22 protein-coding genes and 1 pseudogene are annotated in these 23,261 nt (G+C 62.1%); 13 read left to right on the top strand and 10 right to left on the bottom strand.

Features of this window, described 5'->3' with window-relative positions; all coding sequences use genetic code 11:
- The first annotated feature begins 68 nt into the window (after positions 1–68).
- From CAF77_RS08540 to CAF77_RS28895, 3 genes are all read left to right on the top strand, one after another.
- Positions 69–968: a LysR family transcriptional regulator gene (locus CAF77_RS08540; RefSeq protein WP_085654294.1), complete on the top strand. Its 900-nt coding sequence runs from the start codon at positions 69–71 to the stop codon at positions 966–968.
- Between the two features lie 92 nt (positions 969–1,060).
- Entirely contained in the window at positions 1,061–1,906 is an 846-nt protein-coding gene (locus CAF77_RS08535) for a DUF2242 domain-containing protein (protein WP_064380804.1), read from the top strand.
- 127 nt (positions 1,907–2,033) lie between these two features.
- On the top strand, positions 2,034–2,222 hold the full coding sequence (locus CAF77_RS28895) for a hypothetical protein (RefSeq protein WP_139831576.1): 189 nt from the start codon (positions 2,034–2,036) through the stop codon (positions 2,220–2,222).
- A 4-nt stretch (positions 2,223–2,226) separates the two neighbouring features.
- On the opposite strand, the gene CAF77_RS08530 is transcribed toward CAF77_RS28895, so the two are convergent.
- Together CAF77_RS08530 and CAF77_RS08525 are read right to left on the bottom strand one after the other, a co-directional pair.
- Positions 2,227–3,267, bottom strand: coding sequence for an AraC family transcriptional regulator (locus CAF77_RS08530; protein WP_064380803.1), 1,041 nt, complete (start codon positions 3,265–3,267; stop codon positions 2,227–2,229).
- A gap of 3 nt (positions 3,268–3,270) precedes the next feature.
- Positions 3,271–4,398, bottom strand: a complete 1,128-nt coding sequence (locus CAF77_RS08525; RefSeq protein WP_064380801.1) for a nitrilase-related carbon-nitrogen hydrolase — start codon at positions 4,396–4,398, stop codon at positions 3,271–3,273.
- A 205-nt stretch (positions 4,399–4,603) separates the two neighbouring features.
- On the opposite strand from CAF77_RS08525, the gene CAF77_RS08520 reads away from it, so the two are divergent.
- Both CAF77_RS08520 and CAF77_RS08515 read left to right on the top strand, forming a co-directional pair.
- A complete protein-coding gene (locus CAF77_RS08520; protein ID WP_085654293.1) occupies positions 4,604–6,643 on the top strand; it encodes an NADPH-dependent 2,4-dienoyl-CoA reductase in 2,040 nt (679 codons plus the stop codon).
- Between the two features lie 41 nt (positions 6,644–6,684).
- Complete coding sequence (locus tag CAF77_RS08515) at positions 6,685–7,593, top strand: 1-aminocyclopropane-1-carboxylate deaminase/D-cysteine desulfhydrase (protein WP_064380798.1); 909 nt, start codon at positions 6,685–6,687, stop codon at positions 7,591–7,593.
- On the opposite strand, the gene CAF77_RS08510 is transcribed toward CAF77_RS08515, so the two are convergent.
- The gene (locus tag CAF77_RS08510) at positions 7,590–8,144 is read right to left on the bottom strand and encodes a cytochrome b (RefSeq protein ID WP_064380796.1); all 555 of its coding nucleotides are present in this window, start codon (positions 8,142–8,144) and stop codon (positions 7,590–7,592) included. The genes CAF77_RS08515 and CAF77_RS08510 overlap by 4 nt on opposite strands.
- A gap of 241 nt (positions 8,145–8,385) precedes the next feature.
- A complete protein-coding gene (locus CAF77_RS28890) occupies positions 8,386–8,814 on the bottom strand; it encodes a hypothetical protein (protein ID WP_139831575.1) in 429 nt (142 codons plus the stop codon).
- A 16-nt stretch (positions 8,815–8,830) separates the two neighbouring features.
- Between CAF77_RS28890 and CAF77_RS08505 the strand changes: the two genes are divergently transcribed.
- Complete coding sequence (locus CAF77_RS08505; protein ID WP_139831574.1) at positions 8,831–9,136, top strand: hypothetical protein; 306 nt, start codon at positions 8,831–8,833, stop codon at positions 9,134–9,136.
- Positions 9,137–9,239: 103 nt separating this feature from the next.
- Here CAF77_RS08505 and phnX read toward each other — a convergent pair whose 3' ends face one another.
- On the bottom strand, positions 9,240–10,067 hold the full coding sequence (gene phnX / locus CAF77_RS08500; RefSeq protein ID WP_064380793.1) for a phosphonoacetaldehyde hydrolase: 828 nt from the start codon (positions 10,065–10,067) through the stop codon (positions 9,240–9,242).
- A gap of 153 nt (positions 10,068–10,220) precedes the next feature.
- Positions 10,221–11,330: a 2-aminoethylphosphonate--pyruvate transaminase gene (locus tag CAF77_RS08495; RefSeq protein WP_064380792.1), complete on the bottom strand. Its 1,110-nt coding sequence runs from the start codon at positions 11,328–11,330 to the stop codon at positions 10,221–10,223.
- Positions 11,331–11,443: 113 nt separating this feature from the next.
- On the opposite strand from CAF77_RS08495, the gene CAF77_RS08490 reads away from it, so the two are divergent.
- Entirely contained in the window at positions 11,444–12,304 is an 861-nt protein-coding gene (locus tag CAF77_RS08490; protein WP_064380791.1) for a LysR substrate-binding domain-containing protein, read from the top strand.
- Positions 12,305–12,440: 136 nt separating this feature from the next.
- Here CAF77_RS08490 and CAF77_RS08485 read toward each other — a convergent pair whose 3' ends face one another.
- Positions 12,441–13,313, bottom strand: a complete 873-nt coding sequence (locus CAF77_RS08485) for a LysR family transcriptional regulator (RefSeq protein ID WP_064380790.1) — start codon at positions 13,311–13,313, stop codon at positions 12,441–12,443.
- 289 nt (positions 13,314–13,602) lie between these two features.
- Between CAF77_RS08485 and CAF77_RS08480 the strand changes: the two genes are divergently transcribed.
- Complete coding sequence (locus CAF77_RS08480; protein ID WP_064380788.1) at positions 13,603–14,928, top strand: MFS transporter; 1,326 nt, start codon at positions 13,603–13,605, stop codon at positions 14,926–14,928.
- Between the two features lie 66 nt (positions 14,929–14,994).
- Positions 14,995–16,392, top strand: a pseudogene (locus tag CAF77_RS08475) (FAD-dependent oxidoreductase).
- Between the two features lie 3 nt (positions 16,393–16,395).
- On the opposite strand, the gene CAF77_RS08470 reads toward CAF77_RS08475, so the two are convergent.
- Positions 16,396–17,799, bottom strand: coding sequence for a type VI secretion system Vgr family protein (locus tag CAF77_RS08470; RefSeq protein WP_064380786.1), 1,404 nt, complete (start codon positions 17,797–17,799; stop codon positions 16,396–16,398).
- A 219-nt stretch (positions 17,800–18,018) separates the two neighbouring features.
- On the opposite strand from CAF77_RS08470, the gene CAF77_RS08465 reads away from it, so the two are divergent.
- Positions 18,019–18,723 (top strand): YebC/PmpR family DNA-binding transcriptional regulator, encoded by a 705-nt coding sequence (locus CAF77_RS08465; RefSeq protein ID WP_011335021.1) that lies wholly within the window; start codon positions 18,019–18,021, stop codon positions 18,721–18,723.
- 39 nt (positions 18,724–18,762) lie between these two features.
- Here the strand turns inward: CAF77_RS08465 and CAF77_RS08460 are convergent, their stop codons facing one another.
- Both CAF77_RS08460 and zapE read right to left on the bottom strand, forming a co-directional pair.
- Positions 18,763–20,076, bottom strand: coding sequence for a leucine-rich repeat-containing protein kinase family protein (locus CAF77_RS08460; protein ID WP_064380784.1), 1,314 nt, complete (start codon positions 20,074–20,076; stop codon positions 18,763–18,765).
- Between the two features lie 62 nt (positions 20,077–20,138).
- Entirely contained in the window at positions 20,139–21,272 is a 1,134-nt protein-coding gene (gene zapE / locus CAF77_RS08455; protein WP_064380782.1) for a cell division protein ZapE, read from the bottom strand.
- Between the two features lie 287 nt (positions 21,273–21,559).
- Here zapE and CAF77_RS08450 point away from each other — a divergent pair, with 287 nt between their 5' ends.
- The 3 genes from CAF77_RS08450 to CAF77_RS08440 all read left to right on the top strand — a co-directional run bounded on the left by CAF77_RS08450 (position 21,560) and on the right by CAF77_RS08440 (position 23,260).
- Entirely contained in the window at positions 21,560–22,069 is a 510-nt protein-coding gene (locus CAF77_RS08450) for a spore coat U domain-containing protein (protein ID WP_139831582.1), read from the top strand.
- A gap of 100 nt (positions 22,070–22,169) precedes the next feature.
- Positions 22,170–22,703 (top strand): spore coat U domain-containing protein, encoded by a 534-nt coding sequence (locus CAF77_RS08445; RefSeq protein WP_064380779.1) that lies wholly within the window; start codon positions 22,170–22,172, stop codon positions 22,701–22,703.
- Between the two features lie 20 nt (positions 22,704–22,723).
- Positions 22,724–23,260 (top strand): spore coat protein U domain-containing protein, encoded by a 537-nt coding sequence (locus CAF77_RS08440; protein WP_007951533.1) that lies wholly within the window; start codon positions 22,724–22,726, stop codon positions 23,258–23,260.
- Position 23,261: the final 1 nt, after the last annotated feature.

Genomic DNA, 23,261 nt, shown 5'->3' with positions numbered 1-23,261 from the left:
CATTCGGGAAAAACAGGTTAGGGTTCCGAACATCTCGGACAAGAATGTCGCGAATCAGGGAGGGATGAATGGACAGCCTGGGCAGTATTTCAGTGTTTGTGCAGGTGGCGGAAACCCGCAGCTTTACCGAGGCCGGCCGCTTGCAGGGCGTGTCCTCGTCGGCGGTTGGCAAAAGCATCGCCCGCCTGGAAGCTCGACTCAATGTGCGCTTGTTTCACCGCACCACCCGCAGCATCACGCTGACCAGCGAAGGCGCGCTGTTTCTTGAACGTTGCCGCAAGATCCTCGCCGAAGTGGAGGCGGCGGAATTTGAACTGTGCGATGCCGCAGCGGCGCCTCACGGCAAGTTGCGGGTCAGCCTGCCGCAGGTGCATGACCTGGTGATGCCGGTCATGAACGAGTTCATGGCGTTGTACCCGCAGATCGAACTGGATCTGGACCTGACCGATCGCATGGTCGATGTGGTTGAAGAAGGCTTCGATGCGGTGATCCGGACGGGTAAACCGCGAGATTCGCGACTGATGGCACGACCGTTGGGCGAGTTTCACATGGTGTTGGTGGCCAGTCCTGCGTACCTGCGCGAGCGCGGCGAACCGCTGACCCCGGCTGATCTGGCGGAGCACGCCTGCCTGCGCCATACGTTTCACGCCACCGGCAAACTGGAGTCCTGGCCGTTCAAACGCGAGGAGGGCGCTCCTGAGCCGATCTTGCCGACACGCCTGGTCAGTGCGTCGATCGAAGCCGTGCGGCATGCAGCGCTGGCGGGCATGGGCATCGCTTGTCTGCCGGATTTCATGATCTTCGAGGCGCAGCAGCAGGGTCGCCTGCAGCGCGTGCTCGATGAGCATCTGGAGCACGTCGGGCAGTTCTGGGTCCTGTGGCCATCAAGCCGGCATGCAACCGCCAAATTGCGCGTGTTCATCGATCATTTATCGGCGCGACTTTTTCCTGTCGTCCATGACCGGTAGAGTTGTAACTGTTTTAAGACACTAATCCATACGCCGCGGGGCAGCGATCTGTTGCACAATACGCCCCGGACCGTTTTCCCTCAGGATGTTTAATGTTGAATTCTATTCCCGTGCGTTTCATCGGGTTGGCGTTGTTGCTGACCGCCGCTGCCGGCTGCTCCAAGGACAAGCCTATCTACGAGCATGAGAATTTCGACGACTCCGGCACCTTTTCGCGCAATTACCCGGTGACCGACACCGCCAGTTGCGAAGCGGCCCGCCGAGCGTTGCTCAGCCAGGGCTACATCATTACCAGCAATGACCCGAAACTGGTCAGCGGCCACAAGAGCTTCCAGCAGACCGGCGAAACCCATCTGGAGATCAGCTTCAACGTGGTGTGCGCCGATGATGGCAGCGCCGGCCATCACGCCACCGTGTTCGCCAACGCCTTGCAGGACCGCTATGCGCTGAAGAAGACCAACAACTCGGCCAGCCTCGGTGTCGGCGTATTGGGCTCGGTGTCGATGCCGATCGGCTCGTCTGACGATTCGATGGTCAAGGTGGCCAGCGAAACCGTGTCTTCGCAGAAGTTCTACGAACGTTTCTTCACTCTGGTCGAGCTGTTCCTGCCAGCCGACGCGAAGAAAGCTGCGCATATCACCGAAAAACCGAAGACCGATCTGGGTGTGCCGGAAGCCAAGGCGGCGCCGGCTCCGTTGGCTCCAGCCCCTGCGACTGAACCCACCCCGGCGCCCGCTGCGGCGCCAACGCCAGCGCCTGCAGAGGCAACCCCGGTGAGCTCCGAACCGGTAGCCCCGCCGGCCGAAGCTGCACCGATCACTCCGGCACCGGTTGCCGAGCCTGCGCCCGCAACGGAAACCATCACCCCTCCGGCCAACCCGACGGACATTCCGCCGCCGTCCGAGCCGATTCCGGCCATGCCTGCGTCCGGGCAGTAAACTTCACGCCACGCCTCCGGCTCCTGTCGGACGCGTGGCGTTTTGTTGTCTCCCTTGAGCTTCTTCCTGCCAGCCCCGTCGAAAAATATCCCGCGATAAATCCCTGACCGCCTGCTACGTTTATTTCATGAAGGCCGTGTTTCATTTTTCCTTCACACGGGCACTTTATGCTCGAGGCGCTGGTCATTTGTTCCAGGCCATTTCAAGCAAGCGTCAGGGGGATTACGCAATGGATGACTATCAAGAAGAACTGCTGGAATTCCAGGCCTTTGAGCTGGATTCACCAGAGCCTGCGGAAGACGCCACCGAGCTGTGAGGCGTCAGCCTGTCTTGCGGTGACTACGGCGAAATTCGCCCGGAGTCTGGCCGTTCCAGCGCTTGAAGGCGCGCTGGAAAGCTTCGGCCGAGGCAAAGCCCAGCAAGTAGGCAATTTCACCGAATGCCAGTTCGGTGTCGCGTATGTAGGTCATCGCCAGATCACGGCGGGTGTCATTGAGGATCGCGCGAAACTGCGTGCCTTCTTCGGCCAGCTTTCGCCGTAACGTCCAGGTCGGCAGCTTCAAACGTGCCGCCACTTCTTCCAGGTCCGGTTCCCGGCCACCATTGAGCAACGGCCCGAGCAATTGCGTGATGCGTTCGCGCAGGCTGCGGGTGCGGGTCAGTTGTTCCAGTTCCCGTTCACACAAGCCGAGCAAATGTTTCCAGGTGCTGGGGCAATGCTCCGGGTTGCGTCGGGCCAGGTCGGTGAGGCTCAGACGCAGTTGATTGTGTTCGGCGCCAAACTGGATCGGGCATTCACCGAGCACCGCATAAGCGTCGCGATAATCCGGGGTGTCAAATTCGATCTCGATCCGTTCAGCGCGCAACGGTTCGGGGCTGATGCTGGACAGCTGATGCAGCCAGCCAGCGATGATCGAATCCACCACAAAGCGGTTGTAGGCGTTGTACGGGCTGATGGAATAGAACCGCAGCCACGCACCGCTGGCGTCCTCGTGGAAACTCGACTGGCCGCGATAATTGGAGCCGTACAAGGGTTCGAAGCGCGTCAGGCAGCGCGCGGCTTCGCGCACGGTCGGGGCCTGCGCGGCAGTCACACCGGCCAGCCCCGCCTGACTCAAGCGACTGAGTTGGCCCATGCGCAAACCCAATGCCGGATCGCCAGTCAGCTGGATCGCGCCATGTCCCAGGCGCATGTAGCGCGGGATCGACAGGCGCGCTCCGGCTTCGGCCAGCCGGGCGGCATCCAGGCCGTACTGTTCGAGCAAGGGAAGGGGATCGATGTCATGGCTGCGCACGGCATCGGCCAGGCTGTGGACGAAGCCCACTGACAGATCCCCAAGACGCATCGGCAGCGGCTTCACGGGTTACAACCAGAGGTTCAGCAGGCGCGCGCCACGGGCTTCGCTGTCGGCGAATTGCTGGCCGTTGCTACTGAGGAAACTTTGCCCGGCGCTCGGCTTGTCCCAGAACTGCCCGCGCAGAAACACACTCATACCGGCCTGCGCCTTGCTGGCCGGCGGTTGCGCGGTCAGGGTCAGTTGGTGCCAGGCTTGGCCTACACTGACTGCTCCTGGTTTCAGGCTGACCGAGTCCGGCACGCTCGAGCCTTTGTAACCCTTCCAGGGTTGATCCCACACGCCATGACCGACGACAAACGCGGGCACCGCGATCAGCTGCGCGCCTTGCTCGTCGAGTTTGCGGTAGTTGTCCGGGTACCAGCTGTCGTTGCCGATCAACACGCCGAGGCGTCCGGCCGGGGTGTCGATCACATTGATCCGCGACGCTTCGCGGGTGCCGGAGTCATCCTGATCGAAGACCGGACGCATCTGCCGCTGCGGCTGGCCGAGCGGGGCACCGTCGCGACCGAACACCACCGTGCTGTTGTACAGCGCGCCACTGCCGGCCTTGAGCCGGCCGTCGGTGATGTTCGGTTCAGGCAACACGATCGTGCCGGCCACCAGAGTGACGTGGAACTCCTTGGCCAAACCACCGAACAGCGCCTGATAGTCCTTGGCCATGTCCCGGGACTTCATGCGCAGGTGCGCGTCATCCAGACGGCTGCTGCCCTTGGCGGTGAGCCAGGCGCGAGCAAACTGCACCGGGTTGCTCGCTGCCAGCCAGTTCATCGCTTCGGCGAGGGTGGCGGCCTGGTACAGCTCGTCTTTTTCGCCGCTGATCATCAGCCAGGTGCCGACATGCTCCGGCAGGATGACCACGGTTTTTTCATTCAACAGCCCCTGATCCTGCGCCTGCTGCAAATAGGCGGCGAGCTTGCGGTGCAGGCGTTCGGGGCTTTGGTAGTCGGTGGGGAACAGCTCGGGCTGGATGCCCAGCAGGTTGCCACGGTCGGCGGGCGTGCCCTGATCGACCGCGAGTTTGATCCGCAGGTCCGACAGGTAATGACCGGCCGGACGGTCAGCCGCCCACATGGCGTAGAAGGTGAGTGCGGCGATGAGCGCCATGGAAAAAGTCAGGTACAGAAGTTTGCGCATGAAATCCAACAACAACCGGGTACAGGGTGTGCGGACAGGGTAGGGCGCCAGCCCCGGCTTGCCAAGGGGTGCTGCGCATTTGGATCAATAACTTGTCAGTTACGGTCATTGAGTGACAGCGAGGCGACTCCTAATCTGTCGAGCATGACTGACGGGGGACGCAGAGCTCCCGCATTTTCCGTGATCGCTCGCTGTGGAGTTAACGATGACCGCCACTCAATACCCGCACCTGTTGGCCCCGCTGGACCTGGGCTTCACCACGTTGCGCAACCGCACCCTCATGGGCTCGATGCACACTGGCCTTGAAGAGAAACCGGGCGGTTTCGAACGCATGGCGGCGTATTTCGCCGAGCGTGCCCGTGGCGGCGTTGGCCTGATGGTCACCGGCGGTATCGGTCCGAACGACGAGGGCGGCGTGTATTCCGGTGCAGCCAAGCTGACCACCGAGGAAGAAGCGCTCAAACACCGCATCGTCACGCGCGCCGTGCACGAGGCGGGCGGCAAGATCTGCATGCAGATCCTCCACGCCGGCCGTTATGCCTACAGTCCGAAACAGGTCGCGCCGAGCGCCATTCAGGCGCCGATCAACCCGTTCAAGCCCAAAGAGCTGGACGAGGAAGGCATCGAGAAGCAGATCCGCGATTTCGTCACCTGCTCGGTACTGGCCCAGACCGCCGAGTACGACGGCGTGGAAATCATGGGCTCGGAAGGTTATTTCATTAACCAGTTCCTCGCCGCTCACACCAACCACCGCACCGACCGTTGGGGCGGCAGCTACGAAAACCGCATGCGCCTGCCGGTGGAGATCGTTCGCCGGGTGCGTGAAGCGGTGGGCCCGAACTTCATCATCATCTTCCGTCTGTCGATGCTCGATCTGGTGGAAGGTGGCAGCACCTGGGAAGAAATCGTCACCCTGGCAAAAGCCATCGAGCAGGCCGGCGCGACCCTCATCAACACCGGCATCGGCTGGCACGAAGCGCGGATCCCGACCATCGCCACCAAAGTGCCGCGTGCGGCGTTCAGCAAGGTCACGGCCAAGCTGCGCGGTTCGGTGAATATTCCGCTGATCACCACCAACCGCATCAACACCCCGGAAGTCGCCGAGCAGATCCTCGCTGAAGGCGATGCCGACATGGTCTCGATGGCGCGGCCATTCCTCGCCGATCCGGACTTCGTCAACAAGGCCGCCGAAGGCCGCGCCGACGAAATCAATACCTGCATCGGCTGCAACCAGGCCTGCCTCGATCACACCTTCGGCGGCAAGCTCACCAGCTGCCTGGTCAACCCGCGTGCCTGCCACGAAACCGAGCTCAATTACCTGCCGGTCAAGCAGATCAAGAAAATCGCCGTGGTCGGTGCCGGTCCTGCCGGTCTGTCTGCCGCCACCGTGGCCGCCGAGCGCGGGCATCAGGTGACCTTGTTCGATTCGGCCAGCGAGATCGGTGGCCAGTTCAATGTCGCCAAACGTGTGCCGGGCAAGGAAGAGTTCTACGAAACCCTGCGTTACTTCAAACGCAAGTTGCAGACCACCAACGTTGAGGTGTGTCTGAACACCCGCGTCGATGTGGCAAAACTGGTCGAGGGCGGTTACGACGAAGTCATCCTCGCGACCGGCATTGCGCCGCGTCTGCCGGCGATTCCGGGTGTCGACAACGCCAAAGTGCTGAGCTATCTGGATGTGCTGCTCGAGCGCAAACCGGTCGGCAAGCGTGTGGCGGTGATTGGTGCCGGCGGTATCGGTTTCGACGTGTCGGAATTCCTCGTCCATGAAGGCGTGGCCACCAGTCAGGATCGCGCCGCGTTCTGGAAAGAGTGGGGCATCGACACGAATCTGGAAGCCCGTGGTGGCGTGGCCGGGATCAAGGCTGCACCGCACGCACCAGCGCGTGACGTGTTCCTGCTGCAACGCAAGAAATCCAAGGTCGGTGACGGCCTGGGCAAGACCACCGGCTGGATTCACCGCACCGGTTTGAAGAACAAGCAGGTGCAGATGCTCAACAGCGTCGAATACCTGAAGATCGACGACGAAGGCCTGCACATCCGCATCGGCGAAACCGGCGAGCCGCAAGTGCTGCCGGTGGACAACATCGTCATCTGCGCCGGCCAGGATCCGCTGCGCGAGCTGCACGACGGTCTGGTGGCAGCCGGGCAGAGAGTGCACCTGATCGGCGGCGCCGATGTGGCGGCCGAACTGGATGCCAAACGTGCGATCAATCAGGGTTCGCGTCTGGCCGCCGAGCTCTGATCCACCCTAGAATGCCGGCTCTTTGCACAGAGCCGGCCTTCATGTTTCTGCCTCCCACCGACTGGCTACCTCAAGCCCCACTCGAACCGCTTCATCTGGACTGGCTCACCGCCGCCGGCATTGAAGTCGCGATCCTGCGCCTGGACTTGATTGATCCGCTGATCAGCGGCAACAAGTGGTTCAAACTTGTAGAACACCTCAAAGCCGCCGACCGCGCGGGTGCCGAAGGCATCATCAGCCTGGGCGGTGCGCATTCCAATCATCTGCATGCATTGGCGGCTGCGGGCAAGCGCCTGGGATTCACGACGGTCGGGCTGTTGCGCGGGCATCCGCAGGACACGCCGACGGTCAGGGATCTGCACGACTTCGGCATGCAACTGCACTGGCTCGGTTACGGCGGTTATCGGGCGCGGCACGAACCGGGGTTCTGGCAGCCTTGGCGAGAGCAATATCCGACGCTGCACCCGGTGCCCGAAGGGGGCGGTGGTCTGCCGGGTGCGCAGGGTTGCGCGGCGCTGAAGGATCAAGTCAGTGAACAACTCGGCAAGTTCGGCTGGGACGACTATCACGGTTGGTGGCTGGCCTGTGGCACGGGCACCACGCTCGCGGGATTGGTGTTGGCCGAGGCCGGACAACATGCGGTGTACGGCGCAATGGCCGTGCCCGACGATCACGGCGTCGCGGCCAATGTCGAGGCGATTGTCGGCGAAACCGGAGGGTATGAGTTGATCGACGCCAGCCGCGGCGGCTTCGCCAAGGTCGATCCGGCGCTGCTTGAATTCATTTTGCAAACCGAACAGGCCAGCGGCATTCCCCTCGAGCCGCTGTACACCGGCAAGGCCATGCTGGCGCTCAAGCAACAGATCGAGGCGGCTCGCTTGGCCCGGGGTTCACGCTTGATCTTCGTCCACACCGGCGGCTTGCAGGGCCGGCGCGGATTCGACGGCTAACCCTGGCTGCGCTTGGGCATCATCCGCAGCAACGTGTTATCGCGCACCACGTAATGGTGATAGATCCCCGCCAGCGCATGCAGACCGATCAGCCAGTAGCCAATCGTGCTGATCAGTACGTGCCAATATTCAACCTGTTTGGCAAAGGCCTTGTCTTCACTCACCAGCAACGGCAGGTCGAAACCGTAGAACATCACCTGATGGCCCTCGGCGCTGGTGATCAGCCAGCCGAGGATCGGCATGCTGATCATGAACAGGTACAAGGCCCAGTGCATCAAGCGTGCGAGGATGGTTTGCCACGGTGGCGAGGCCGGGAAGATTTTCGGCGCCGGGCCCAGGCTGCGGGCGAACAGGCGAAACCAGACCAGCACGAATACCGTCAGCCCAAGCATGTAATGCACTTCGCGGATCAGCGTGCGGCCGCCGCTGCCCTTGGGAAACAGACCACGCAATTCCATGCTGGCGTACACCAGTACCAACAGCACCAGCATCAACCAGTGCAACAGGATCGACACGGTGCTGTAACGGGATTCGGAATTTGTCCACGGCATACGGCGTTCCTCACGGTTCAGGGCTCAAGCGTGCCGTTCTGTGACGGCATGCCTTAACTGTAATCGTATTAAGGTCATTCTTCCTCCACGATCCGGTTTTTTATTGATGCACATCATTGGCATTGCAGTGACATGATCCCTGCGCTGACGGGGTGGCTGTAACAAGGCATTGTTTATATTTTGTATTTGCGAAAGTTTGAGTGCGTGAAGCCATGTGGTTATTGTTGGGCGCAGTCGATAGTTAAAGTTCGGCTCGATAAATAAACCAATAGCGTCGTTCAAGGATGCTGTACTGGAAAAAGGATTCAGCAATGGCTTTTAATGTTCTTCTTAATAATAAACATGGCTGTATTGTCAAAAAAGCAATGGCTAAGGCGCCTGTACCCAGACCAAAACCGCGGCCTGCGGTTACGCAACCCCCCAAGCCGGCGAGCAAGCCATCCGTTCCGCCCGTCAAGCCATCCGTTCCGCCCGTCAAGCCACCTGTGCAGCCGGTAAAGCCTCCAGTGAAACCCGGCGTACCGCCAGTCAAACCAGCTGTGCCTCCGGTCAAGCCACCGGTAAAACCTGCTTCTCCCGCCAGGCCTGTTTCGCCAGCTAGCAAGCCTCCTGTGGCGCCGAGCAAGCCAGTCGCCGTCGCCAGGCCGCCAATGCCGTGGCCTACGCTCAATATCAATGTGGATCCTGTGGCGTTGATCAATTTGCTGAATGCGATTGGAAACAGCCGTCATCCAGATGGCTCCACGTTGTTGGCCGACGGAAGTCTGGTAAATGCGCAACAGACGGCAGTGACGCGTCCGGACGGGATCATTCAGCATATAGACGGCAGGGTTGAACACCCCGACGGACGTATTGTGTGGCCAGACAATACAATCGAATATCCCGATGGACGCATCGTCTGGGCCGACGGAACCGAACAACTGGCAGATGGTTCGGTGAAGTATCCGGACGGGCTCAATTTTGATGCGCAGGGTAACTTGGTTTCTGAGTAATCCGGTTGTAATGACTGTGGGTTGAAAGTTGTCTCTTCAAAAGTTTGTAATCTATAAATAAAAGGCCGCCTGCTTTTATCGGCTGGCGGCCTTTTTTGTCAGGTTAGTTGTTTTGCGGCATTTCCCCTTTGGTCAGGCGCCGGTTGATGTCAGCGATCACTTCCGGCAGATCGCTGATGGTGTCGATCATGTAGTGCGGGCGTGAGCCTTCGAACAGCGCGTGAATGCGCTTGCGTTCGCTGGCCAGCGCGTCGCTGCCCAATGCGCGGTAGCCCTCGTAATCCAGACCCAGCGCGTTGCCGGAACAAATCAGCGCCACGGTCCACATCCCGGCACTACGGCCTTCAAGAATGCCCGGCACGGTGTCGTCGATCTTCACGCAGGCGGCGACATCGTCGATGCCCAGCGCAATCACGTTGGCCAGCGCCTGCGCCGGCCATGGACGACCGTTCGGCACTTCGTCGGTGGCCACGACGTGGTCGGCGACGTAGCCATTGGTGGCGGCCAGTGCCACGACCTTGTCCATCACTTGCTTTGGATAGCCCGAGCAGGAACCGATCTTGATCCCTTGCTGGCGCAGGTTGGCGATGGTCTCCAGCGCACCGGGAATCAGCGCCGAGTGCTCGGCGATTTTCTCGATCTGCAGCGGCATGAAGCGGTTGTAGATCGCGGTCACGTCATCGTCGGTAGGGGTGCGACCGAACGCCTTGCGATAGCGCTCGGCAACCTGCGGCTGATTGCACAGGGTGCGGATGTGATCCCACTTGCCCATGCCCATCGGGCCACGGGCCTCTTCGATGGAGACCAGGACATCGAACTCGGCGAAGGCTTCGACGAAGATCTGGGTCGGTGCGAAGGAACCGAAATCGACCACGGTGCCGGCCCAGTCGAGGATGGCGGCTTGCAGCTGGGTTGGGTTGTTGTAGTTCATGGCAAAAATTCCTGTGATAACACGCAATTCGGAGTTCGCTGTCCCTGTGGGAGCGGGCTTGCCCGCGATGGCGGTCTGACATTCACCATTGATGTCGACTGCCAGGGCCTCATCGCGGGCAAGCCCGCTCCCACAGGGGATTTGAGGTGTGGTTTAAATCTCTAACACTTCCATCTCGCGCAGCACTTCACCCACCGCCGCGACGGCTTCGCGCATCTGCGCCGGGGTGACGTGGCCGATGCAGCCGACGCGGAAGGTTTCGACCTGGGTCAGCTTGCCGGGGTAGAGGATGTAACCCTTGGCCTTGACCCGTTCGTAGAACTCCTTGAACTGGTAACGCGGATCTTTCGGTGCGTGGAAGGTCGCGATGATCGGCGCCTGAATCGCAGCAGGCAGGAAACTGCGCAAACCGAGCTTGCCCATCTCTTCCATCAGCGCCTGGCAGTTGGCGGCGTAGCGCGCATGTCGCGCCGGCAGGCCGCCTTCTTCGTTGTATTGCAGCAGCGCTTCGTGCAGCGCCGCGACCACGTGGGTCGGCGGGGTGAAGCGCCACTGGCCGGTTTTTTTCATGTAGCTGTGTTGGTCGAACAGGTCCATCGCCAGCGAATGCGAATTGCCGGCGGCTGCGGCCAGGGATTCCTTGCGGGCGAACACGAAGCCCATGCCCGGTACGCCTTCCAGGCATTTGCCGGAGGCGGCAATCAGCGCGTCGAACGGGACTTTTTGCGCGTCCACCGGCAACGCGCCGAACGAGCTCATGGCATCAATGATCAAGCGTTTGCCGTGCTGCTCTACAACCTGGGCGATTTCCGGCAGCGGATTGAGGATGCCGGTGCTGGTTTCGCAGTGGATCAGCGCGACGTGGGTAATGTCGCTGTCGGCGCGCAGCAGCCGGTCGACGTCGGCGGCGGTGGTCGGTTCGTCTTCAGCGGTTTCGAAGGTGCTGAACGAGCGGCCGAGCACTTCGCAGATTTTCGCCAGACGCTTGCCGTAGGCGCCGTTGATCAGCACCAGCACCTTGCCGTCGCGGGGGACGAGGGTGCCGATCGCGGCTTCGACGGCAAAGGTGCCGCTGCCCTGCAACGGTACGCAGTGGTGGCTGTCGGCGCCGTTGAGAATCGCCAGCAGTTGTTCGCACAGGCTGGCGGTCAATTGGTTGAAGCGGTCATCCCATGAACCCCAGTCGACCATCATCGCCTGGCGGGTGCGGGCCGAGGTGGTCAACGGGCCGGGAGTGAGCAGGATGGGTGCGGCAGTACTCATTCGTGTGTCCTCGCGATAGCGCTGTGGGATGAAGCTACGGGGGCTACGTTGCAATTCGGCGGATCATCAATCAAATTGTTTGTTGTTATGCCAGCCATCAGTGAGGGTTATTCATGAATCTGTTCCAGCTCCGCGCCTTCGACGCCGTGGCCCGGGAAGGCAGCTTCACCCGTGCCGCCGCTCGCCTGTTCATCAGCCAACCGGCGGTCACCGGGCACATCAAGGCGCTGGAAGAGCATTACCAGATCACCCTGTTACGACGCACGGCGCGCCGGGTCGAGCTGACCGAGGAGGGCACCAAACTGGCAGCGATCACCCGGGCGATGTTCGGCATGGCGGAAGAGGCTCAGGCGCTGCTTGAGGCCAATCGGCAATTGCTCACCGGACGTCTTGAGGTGGCGGCGGATGGCCCGCACTTGGTCATGCCGATGCTCGCCAGCCTGCGGGCGCGCTATCCGGGGATCACCGTGAATCTGCGATTGGGCAATGCCCAGGAAACGTTGGCGGCGTTGTTGTCCGAGCATGCTGACGTGGCGGTGCTGACCGAAGTCGAACCGCGCAAAGGGCTGCATCTGCAAGCGCTGAGTGAATCGCGGATTTGCGCGCTGGTGCCGGCGGGGCATCCGTGGGCGGCTCGCAGTGGCGAGGTCAGGCTCAAGGAGCTGGATCAGGTGATCATGGTGTTGCGCGAGCCGAGTTCGATTACCCGGCGCACCTTTGATCAGGCCTGTGCGCAGGCGTCGGTCAGCCCACGGGTGTTGCTGGAACTGGATAGCCGCGAGGCGGTGACGGAGGCGGTGGCGGCTGAGTTGGGGGTTGGCGTGGTTTCATCGGTGGAGGTCAGTCATGACCCCCGTGTCGTTGCGGTTCCCATCGTGGGAGAAGGGCTGGTGAACCGGCACATGATCGGCTGCGTGGAGCGGCGGCGGGAGTTGCGGTTGATTCAGGCGTTTTTCGGGTTGGCCCCCAACTGATCACCACCAGATCGTTCCCACGCTCTGCGTGGGAACGCCTCAAGGGACGCTCCGCGTTCCAGCTCTCGAATAGGACGCGGAGCGTCCCGGGCTGCATTCCCACGCGGACGGTTCGACGCCTCGACGTGGGAACGATCTAGACGAGGCTTTCGCGCACCATCTCGAGAAACGTCGCCACCACCCTCCGCGAACTCTGCTCGCGCAGGCATACCAGTGTTTCGGTCAAGCGCCGAGTGCAATCGGTGATCGGCAACGCGCAAACCCTTGAGTCCGCACCAAACTCCGCCGCCGACACCACCCCCACGCCAATCCCCACCACCACTGCCTCTCGCGCGGCTTCCCGGCCTTCGACCTGGATCGCCGGGCGGATGCGGAAGCCGGCGCGGGCCATTTCTTCTTCCAGGGTCTGGCGAGTCACCGAGCCGTGTTCGCGCAGCACCAGCGGCGTGTCGTCCAGATCTTCCAGACAGATCGACTCGCGCTCGGCCCACGGATGATGGCGCGAGACAAACGCCACCATTGGATCGTTACGCAGCGGCACGCACAACAGGCGTTCATCGCTGACATCGCGCCCCAGCAACGCCAGATCGGCCTGATAGTTGAACAGGCGAAACAGCGACTCATCGGTGTTACCGGTCTCGATCTTCACGCTGATCCCCGGATAGCGCTCACAAAACCGGGCAATCTGCGGCAACACATGCACCGGGGCATCCACCGCCAGAATCAGGCTGCCGGTCTGCAAGGCCTGGGATTCCTGCAGCAACTCCTGGGCTTCGGCCTCGACCACGAACAGACGCTGGGTGATTGCCAGCAAGCGTTCGCCCAAATCGGTCAGGCGCACCGAGCGTTTGTTGCGATGGAACAGCAACACGCCGAAGCGTTCTTCCAGCTTGCGCACCTGGTCGGAAATCGCCGGTTGCGTCAGATAAAGCCGCTCGGCGGCCTTGGTGAAGCTTCCGTGCACGGCCACGGCGTGAAAGGCTTTGAGCTGGGCGTGTGAAACCGACATGGCTGATTCCTCGTTTACAGGCGAACTTCAGTAACAAGCTGAGCTTATGTGTGAAATACGATAAATCGATTTTATTTATTAAACAGTAATTGCTTTGATCGGCTCACGCCAACGCTGACTGCCCGGTCGGGCAGCGACGCTGGCCATGAGCCTGTGCGTGCAACACCAGGACTCATCTGACCGGTATCACCGAAGGGACGGGGTGATATCGCAGTGCTCAACAATAAAAAACACAGGCGTTTACTTATCGATTCTGCCGGCACACTCACACCCTGAGGTCAGAACCACAATGAACAAGCACATCGGCACCCTTGCGCGTTGGCGCATGCAGATCTTCGCTGTCACCTGGCTCGCTTACGCCGCGTTCTATTTCACCCGCAAAGCCTTTTCGGTGGCCAAACTGGGCATCGCCGAAGACCCCAGCTTCACCCTCGACAAAATGGCCATGGCCAACCTCGACGCGATTTACCTGGCGGCCTACGCCATCGGCCAGTTCACCTGGGGCATGCTCGCCGACCGCTTCGGCCCACGGGTCGTGGTGCTTGGCGGGTTGCTGATTTCCGCTGCGGCAGCGCTGGTGATGGGCAGCTTCGCCACCTTGCCGATCTTCGCCACTTGCATGCTGATTCAGGGGCTGGCGCAGTCCACCGGTTGGTCGGGGTTGTGCAAGAACCTCGGTAGTTTTTTCCCTTCGGAACAGCGCGGGCGAGTGCTCGGGTTGTGGAGTTCCTGCTACGCCTTCGGTGGATTGGTGGCCTCGCCGTTCGCCGGTTGGTGGGCGTACACGCTGGTCGGCACCTGGCACGCGGCGTTCATTTCCAGTGCGGCGGTGGTCGCGGCGGTGGCGGTGTTGTTCTTCATCTTTCAGCGCAACAAACCGGAAGATGTCGGCCTGCCGGCGGTGGAACCGGAGCCGGTCATCAGCGCCGAGGAAGCCGAAGCCAACAGCAAACTCAGCGTGTGGGAGCCGCTCAAGGAAATCCTGCGCAACCGCACGGTGCTGGTGCTGGGTCTGGCGTATTTCCTGTTGAAACCGGCGCGTTACGCGATTCTGCTCTGGGGCCCGGTGATCGTGTTCGAACAGATGCCCTCGGTCGGCAAGGTCGGCGCGGCGATCATCCCCACGGCGTTTGAACTGGCCGGTCTCCTGGGTCCGATCATGATCGGCCTGGCCTCGGACAAACTGTTCGGCGCCCGACGCATGCCGGCCTGCGTGTTGAGTCTGCTGGCATTGACCGTGACGCTGGCGCTGTTCATGGGCGCCTTGCACACCGGCAGCGTGATGCTGGTGGTCGCATTGTTGTTCGTAATGGGCCTGACCCTGTACGGCCCGGACTCGATGATCAGCGGCGCGGCGGCGATCGATTTCGGCAAGGCCAAGGCCGGCGCCACGGCGGCGGGATTCGTCAACGGCTGCGGCTCGGTCGGTGCGGTGCTCGGTGGTTTGCTGCCGGGTTACTTCGACTCGGTGACCGTGTTCATCGTGTTCGCCGGTTGCGCGCTGTTCTCGGCGCTGGTGCTGATTCCGCACTGGAACAGTCGCCCGGTCGGCGTCATGGAACCGCGCGCCTACGTGCCCAATCGCGCCCTGACCGTCAAACCCCTGCGTAACTGAAACCCCTTGCCTCGCGGCCTGCTGCGGCACTCGCGGCAGGCTGTGCCGTGGCCGACTGACTGGAGAATGTTCATGAGACCGTTTTGGCTGGAGCAGGCTTTGCAGCTCGATACGTCCGAACCTTGCCCGCCGCTGCAAGGCGATGTGCGCACTGATGTGTGCATCGTCGGCGGCGGTTACACCGGGTTGTGGACGGCGATCATGCTCAAGCAGCAGAACCCCGAACTCGATGTGTTGCTGATCGAAGCCGACATTTGCGGCGCCGGCGCCAGTGGGCGCAACGGCGGTTGTGCGCTGTCGTGGTCGGCGAAGTATTTCACCCTGGAGCGGCTGTTCGGCGTCGAAGAGGCGGTGCGGCTGGTCAAGGAGTCGGAACGCAGCATCCACGCCATCGGCGAGTTCTGTGAGTAGTACGGCGTGGATGCCGATTACCGCCTCGATGGCACGCTTTACACCGCCACCAACCGCGCGCAATGCGGCTCCACCGACGCGGTGATTGCGGCGCTGGAGCGCAATGGCATCAACTCGTTTACCCAGCGGCCGGTCGCCGATGTACAGCGCATGGCCGGTTCGGCAAAACACCTGGAGGGCTGGTTCTCGCCGGCCGCCGCCAGTGTGCAGCCGGGCAAATTGGTGCGTGGCTTGCGCCGGGTGGCGTTGCAGTTGGGCGTGCGAATTCACGAAAGCACGGCGATGACCGGGCTGGAGGAGGGCCGTCCGGCGCGCCTTCACACGGCGAACGGCCGGGTGACCGCCGACCGCGTGGTGCTGGCGATGAATGCGTGGATGGCCCGCGCTTTCCCGCAGTTCGAGCGCAGCGTGGCGATTGTCTCCAGCGACATGCTGATCACCGAACCGCGTCCGGATCTGTTGCAGGAAATCGGTTTGACCAGCGGCGTCACCGTGCTCGACTCGCGGATTTTCGTGCACTACTACCACAACACCCCGGACGGCCGGATCATGCTCGGCAAGGGCGGCAACACCTTCGCTTACGGCGGGCGGATGCTGCCGGTGTTCGACCAGCCCTCGCCCTATACCGGACTGCTCAAGCGCAGCCTCGACGACTTCTTCCCGGCGTTCGCCGATGTGAAGGTCGACGCAACCTGGAACGGCCCTTCGGATCGCTCGGTCACCGGCCTGCCGTTTTTCGGCCAGATGAGTGACAGCGGCAACGTGTTCTACGGTTTCGGTTATTCCGGCAGCGGCGTCGGACCCTGCCACATGGGCGGGCAGATTCTCGCCTCGCTGGTGCAGGGCCTCGACAACCCGTGGACGCGTTCGCCGCTGGTCAACGGGCCGCTGGGATACTTTCCGCCGGAGCCGATCCGCTACCTCGGCTCGCTGATGGTGCGCAACGCCATTCGCCGCAAGGAACGCGCCGAGGATCACGGTCGGCGGCCTCGGCACCTTGACGTGCGTCTGGCGAAATTCGCGGCGGCAGCGGGCAAGGCCGACAAGGCTTGAGCGTCAGCTTGGCGGGGCGGAACGGTTGAGCAGCCAGTCGAGCAGGAGGTCGTCGTCGGGTTCGGTTTCTGTCGGCGGTGCCTGGCGGAGCCGACAAGCATCGAGGCAGAGGATCGGTCGGTCGGGATCGCTGTCGAGAAAACTCACCCAGACCTCGCTGCCGGCGCAGGGAAGATTTTCCCGAGGCAAGCGGCCGCCGGCATGGGGCATGACCACCGGCAACCACAGCCCTTCGCTGGTGTCGGCTTGAGGCTGGTCGGGCCATAACCGGACGGCAATCCGCCCCTGATCGTCCACTTGCGCCGCTTGTCCCGGGATGCCGAGCACTTGCGCCGGGTGATAGCCCGGAATGCTAGGGCGCGGTTGTTCCAGTGGTGGGCGAAACGGGGTCGACCAGGGCAGCGCGGTGAAATCGTTGTGGTAGCGACGGACCGTCGGCAATGGATCGAGAATCGACGGTTGCTGGCCCTGATGACGCAAGCTTGTGATCAGCCACTGTTCGTTGAAGGTGCTTACCGGGTGATCCATGACGTGCAACAGACGCCCGCTGAGCAGTCGCAGACAATCGCTGCGGCCCTGAATCGAACGTGCGCGGCAACGTTGGCGCTCCAGCAGACGACGACTGCGCTGAACGGCGTGACGTTGTGCCGCCGGCAGAAATCCAGTTGTGGCGGCATTTTTCAGTGTGTGATTGGCGGCCTCCTGGCCTTCGATCAGTTGCCCTCGCTCACGCGCGCCTGCGGGCATCTGCGGCAGCACCGCCTCATGGCGTTGAAACAGGCTGCTTAGGCCGGTGCAGGGCCCATCGTTCTGCGTGTTGAAAGGAAGGGTCGTCGGTTGTTGCGGCAGGCTCAGGCTGTCATCGGCGAACACCACCACGTGGCCGTCCGGCTGATGTTCGAAGTGGTAGTGGATGCCTTCCTCTTCGCAAAGCCGCTGCAAGAAGTTCAGATCGGTCTCATCGTACTGAATACAGAACGGGCGCGGGGGATAGTGGCCGACGGTCATCTCGATCCGGTAGCTGTCGCCGGGCAGGTGATGTTCGCACAGCAGTTGCTCAAGGATGGCCGGTACGCTCAATTGCGTGAAGACCCGGCGCACGGGACGTTGCTCCAGCGCTTGCAGACGCGGCATCAGTACCAGTTGGTAGGCGATCCGGTGTGTGGCGCGGTGTTCGCAACTGGCACTTTGAATGACACCATGAATTCCGTGATCGTTATCCAGGTGCAGAAACGCTGCCTGGTGCAGCAGAGCGCCGGGTGACCAGGCGGGCGCCAGGCCCATGACCTCGATGTCGAACCGGTAGGGCTGATTCAGCGCTTCATGACCGCTGAAGCGCAGGACCGGCAGGCTTATCCCGCCTTCGGCCAGGGTCAGCGAAAACGGACTTTCCTTGTCATTGAGCATTCGGGCGGGCTCTGTCAGGCAATACGGGCGACAGAGGTTACGAAAACGCGACGTTGATTGGACGTGGCAAACCGGTTTTTCAGAATCGCCCTACAAGGCGTGTAGAAGATGTCGATGCGCATCGGAATTTTTGGTCGATTGCCGACTTTAGGCCGTATAAACTTGGCGCCATGCGTCGGCCAATAGATGTCTCGGCGCCACAGATCAAGAGAGTGAGTAATGGGCGCACAGTGGAAGGTTAAACACAAAGAAGCGGCAGCCAACGCCAAGGGCAAGATCTTCGGCAAACTGGTGAAGGAAATCACCATTGCTGCGCGTAACGGTGCCGATACCGCGACCAACGCACACCTGCGTCTGGTGGTCGAACAGGCCAAGAAAGCCTCGATGCCCAAGGAAACCCTGGACCGCGCCATCAAAAAGGGTGCTGGCCTGCTGGGCGAAACCGTGCAATACCATCGCGTCACCTACGAAGGCTTCGCACCGCACCAGGTGCCGCTGATCGTGGAGTGTGTGACCGATAACATCAACCGTACCGTGGCGGAAATCCGCGTGGCGTTCCGCAAGGGCCAATTGGGTGCTTCCGGTTCGGTTGCCTGGGACTTCAACCATGTCGGCATGATCGAAGCGTCGCCGGACACCCCGGACGCCGATCCTGAAATGGCCGCGATCGAAGCCGGCGCCCAGGATTTCGAGGCTGGCGAAGAGGGAGCGACCCTGTTCCTGACCGATCCGACCGACCTCGATGCCGTGCAGAAAGCCCTGCCGGAACAAGGCTTCACCGTGCTGTCGGCCAAACTGGGCTACCAGCCGAAGAACCCGGTCAGCGGTCTGAGCGACGAGCAGATGGCTGAAGTCGAGGCGTTCCTCGAAGGCCTGGACAACCATGACGACGTGCAAGACATGTTCGTCGGTCTGGCCGGCTGACACACCAGAAAATCGCAGCCCTCGGGCTGCGATTTTTTTTCAGGCGTGTTGCAACGCCTGGCTGATCTCGCCAAACCCCGGTCGCGCCAGCACATCCGGCTGACAGCAGCGCTGTTCCAGGGCTTCCAGCACCTGACGCTGTCCATCACTCAACCCCGAGTCGATGCGCGCCAGCAGTTCCCCCAGCAGAATCCCGAATGCCCGCACTTCAAGACGCTGTAGTGCGCGGGTTTCAGGTGTATCCGCCGTGGCATGGAATGACGCCGCACCAAAATCCCCCAGGAGACAGTCGCCCTGATCGTTCAACAGAATGTTGTGCCCGTAGAGATCGCCATGGGTGATGCCATGACCGTGCAGATGCCCGGCGACCGAGGCGATGCCCCCGGCGATGCGCAAGGCAACCTCGGCACTGAAGCGGCAATCGTCGGCATACACATCCCGTGAGCAGGACGCCAGACTCGGCAGCCCGGCCAGGTTGCGGTAGCTCGGATCGATCAACTGCATCACCAGACCTTGCTGGCCATCGGGATGCCGGGCGATGCGGCCTTCGACGCGGATCAGGTTCGGGTGCAGCCCGGCGGTGATGCACGCGTTCATTTCATGCAGCGGCGAGCCGTCGCTGGTCATCTCGCCCTTGTACAACTTGACCGCCACAGGCATGGCCGACTGATCCGCAGGCTGCCACCGCGCTCGGTAAATGACCCCGGAAGCGCCTTCGCCGAGCCGTTGCTCCAATTGCAGCGCCGACCAGTCGATCAGTGGCGCTTTGTCGAGGGCGGCCGCATCGGCTTCGGTTTCCAGCGGATTGCCGGCGTAGGCCAGCCAGGTCAGGCTCGGCAGGGTCAGCAGCCATTGCGGCAACTCGGTCAACTGGTTGGCGGCGATGCGGATCAGCTCCAGCCGATGGCACTGGCTCAGTGACGGCGGCAGGGTACGTAGACGATTGCCGGCGAGCATGAGTTTTTGCAACAACGGGCGCTCGCCCAGTTCTGTGGGCAGGTTTTCGATGGCGTTGTCGGTCAGGATCAGCCAGCGCAACTGCGGCGGCAGCGCCGCGCCGGGCACCTGAGTGATCCGGTTGGCCTTGAAACCGATCATCGTCAGCGCCTGACACTGGCCCAGGCACGCCGGCAATTGGGTGAACTGATTGTCCGAGCAGAACAGCACGCGCAGGCGTGTCAGACGGTGCAAGTCGTCCGGCAGGCTGCTCAGGGCATTGCCGCTGAGGTTGAGCACTTCCAGCGAATCGGCCAGGTTGAAAATCTCCGGCGGAAATTCAGTCAGGCCTTCAGCCAGATCGAGCCGGGTGATGCCCGACAGTTCGCCGGCGCGCAGTTGAGCAAGGGTGTGCATGAAAAGGGTCGCTATCTGGAAGGCGCCCGAGCGCCGGAAATGGGCGGCATGATAACGGCAAATCAGCCCGGCTCGTGCACTTCGCGCAATTGCCCGAGCCGGCTGCGGGTGCGGGCCAGATCAATCGCCTGGCCGCCGAGGCTTTCACGCAACGGGAGTTGGCCGAGCAGGGTCAGGTGTTTGTCCTGGTCGTAGAGCACGTCGATCAGGTTGATGAACCGTTGCTGGGCGGCGATCGAACATTCGCCCAGCTCCGGCAGGTCATCGATGATCCAGTGGTCGAAACGCCGGCACAGTTCCAGATAATCCATCACGGCGGTGGGCTGTTCGCAGAGGTCGTTGAAAGTGAAACCGACACGCCGGTCTTCGCACAGACGCGCCTGCAAATGCCGGCTGCCAACCGCTAAAGGCAACGGTGTGGCGTCGAGTGGCGGCAGGTTCAAGGCCTGGCGCTGCGCCGGGGTGGCCGGCCAGACGTAATGGCCCTGGGTGAACACCTGATGCGCGTGACGGCGCGCCTGGCTGCGGTAATCGTGCGGCCCGCCGACTTCCATGACCTGCATGCGCGCATTGATCAGGTCGATCACCGGTTTGAACCGCGCGTGGTAGAGCGGGTTGGGCAACAAGCCTTCGGGCGGATAGTTGGAGGTCACCAGCAACAGGATTCCGCGCTTGAACAGCGCCTTGAACAAGCGGGTGATGAGCATCGCATCGCCGATGTCATGCACGTGGAATTCATCGAAACACAGCACTCGACAGTCCATCAGCAGCGCGTCAAGAGTGACAGCGAGCGCGTCGTCGCGGTCGCGGTGCTCGAACATGCCCTGATGCAACCGGGCGAAAAATCCATGGAAGTGCAGACGGCGCTTTTGCTCGATCGGCAACGCCTGGAAGAAACCGTCCAGCAGCCAGCTCTTGCCGCGTCCGACTGCCCCGTACAGATAGAGGCTGCGCGGGGTTTGCGCAGGCGTGCCGAACAACAGACCGGCCTGCTTTGCCATGCAGTCGATGACCCGTTGCTGGCTGTGGCTGAGGGTGTAGCCCTGGCTGTGGGCCTTTTGCCGGAAGTAGTCGCGGATCGTTTGCGCGCTGGCGGCGCACTGGCCCGCAGCCCTGTGGGAGCGTTTGCCGAAGAAGTGGCGCAAGGCTGACAAGCGCTGAGTCAGACGCGAACGTTCGGGCGGTCGGGCAGGCACTGCGGTCACTCCGTCATCATCGGGCCGGCTCCTCGCGAGCGCGGCGGCGTAGTGTAACCAGACGGGTAGTTTTGCTTCTACTGCGCTTTATCGTTTTTCCGCACAGTAATCTGCGGCGTGTACAGGTTTTTTCAACAATATGAATCGACGTGTTGCCAACCTTTCGAAACAAATCCCGGTCGGTGACTGGATCCAATCGACTGGCGCATTCGGTGTCCGTTGCTAACCTGAAACACTGTAACGGCAGCGAGGCTGCCGCCATCAAGGAACGGGCAGTGAATGCAGGGATGGTCTGGGCATTGCTGGGCGGGCTCGCGGCACCGGTCCACGCCGCCGACCTTCAGGTCGAGGTGCGGGTCGATGTGCAGCGCGGTTGCCAGTTGATCGGCCAGCAACGCGAGGCCGTTATCGAGCAACTGGGTGTGCTCGACTTCGGCACCACGGCGCGGCTCGGCGACCTGGAAGGGCCTCTCGGTGCGGCGCTGACGAATTCGCGCCTGCCACGTCTGGAATGCAACCCGGACACCCCGTACCAGTTGCGTGTCGATGGCGGCCTGCACGGTGGCGTTGGCGAGGTGCGTTATATGGCGGGGGAGGCTGGCAGCAAGCCGATTCCTTATCGCCTGTATCAGGACCCTGCGCGGCGGGTGCCGCTGGTGGTGAATGTGCCCGTCAGCGGCCGGGTGCCGGACAGCGGCACGGTGGACTTGCCGTTATACGGGCGGATCGAGCGTATGGCGGAGGTGCCACGGGTCAGCCGGTATTCGGATCTGGTGAAGGTGACGGTCACCTGGTGATCGCGGAGTTTTTCAGCCATTCGGTGTAACCGGGTGGCGCAGGGAAGGGCGTTCAATGACGAGCGCAATGGTCGAGTGATCCTGAAGGAGTCGGGGCTCAATGATGGGCAGACACGGGCGCGTAATCGCCACAGCCACGTTGCTGTTGTTCACCGAGATCGCGTCGGCGGCGGTCAGTGGGCAGATCCTTGCGCGACTGACGCTGATCGCCGGCTGCGAGGTCACCAACGCCTCCAGCCCCGCCAGCCCGGTGGATGGGCTGGGCTCTCTCGATTTCGGCCAGCAGGGCCCGACCTGGAACGCACCGATCAAGGCCAGCCTCAGCGAAGCGGGCAGCGGCCAGCTGAATGTCGCCTGCAACCCTTCGGTCACCGGGTTCACCGTGACCATCGATGGGGGCACCCACGGCGACGGCACCACACGCCGCCTGAGCAACGGGCGCCAGACGCTCCCCTATCAGCTGTTTCTCGATGCCTCCGGCAGCCAGAGCTACAGCATCGGTCAACAACACAATTTCGCTGTCACCAGCGGCGCACAGATACCCATCCCGGTATTTGGCTCGGTGGTGGCGAACACCCGTGCGGTACCGGCCGGTGTCTATACCGACACCCTGACGGTGACGCTCGACTGGTAACCCCGTAGAGGACGGACACCATGCGTACGATTGCATCAAGGATAGGTTTGTCGCTGCTCGGCCTGACGCTCGCTTCCAGCGTCAATGCCGCCACCACGGTCACCGGCCAGATCACCTCCAGCCTGATCCTGATCAGCAGTTGCCAGGTCAACGGTTCCGGCGGTTCGACCGGGCTGAACTTCGGTGCGTTGAACTTCGGCACCGCCAACAGTCTGTTCACCACGGCCACCGGCCAGGTGCTGGGCGGCGGGGGCGGGGCGCTGTCGATCCTGTGCTCGGCCGGCACCACCCCAACGGTCAAGGTTCGGGCCGGCGCCCATGACGGGCTCTCGCCGGGAGGTACTCGCGCACTGTACGACGGGGTCGCCAACTACGTGCCGTATGACCTGTACACCGACGCCGGACACTCGCAGTTGCTGGCCATCGACGGGGTGATCAACCTCGCCGCCAGCACCGGTGTGGCGCAGACCGTGAACATCTACGGTCAGGCGGTGGGCAAGGCCGGGCTGCCGGCGGGCACGTATACCGACACGATTTCCGTCGAACTGACGTTCTAGT

The sequence above is a fragment of the Pseudomonas sp. R15(2017) genome (genome assembly GCF_002112685.1).
Taxonomy (GTDB): domain Bacteria; phylum Pseudomonadota; class Gammaproteobacteria; order Pseudomonadales; family Pseudomonadaceae; genus Aquipseudomonas; species Aquipseudomonas glycinae.
This window is presented reverse-complemented; position numbering and strand designations above follow the sequence as displayed.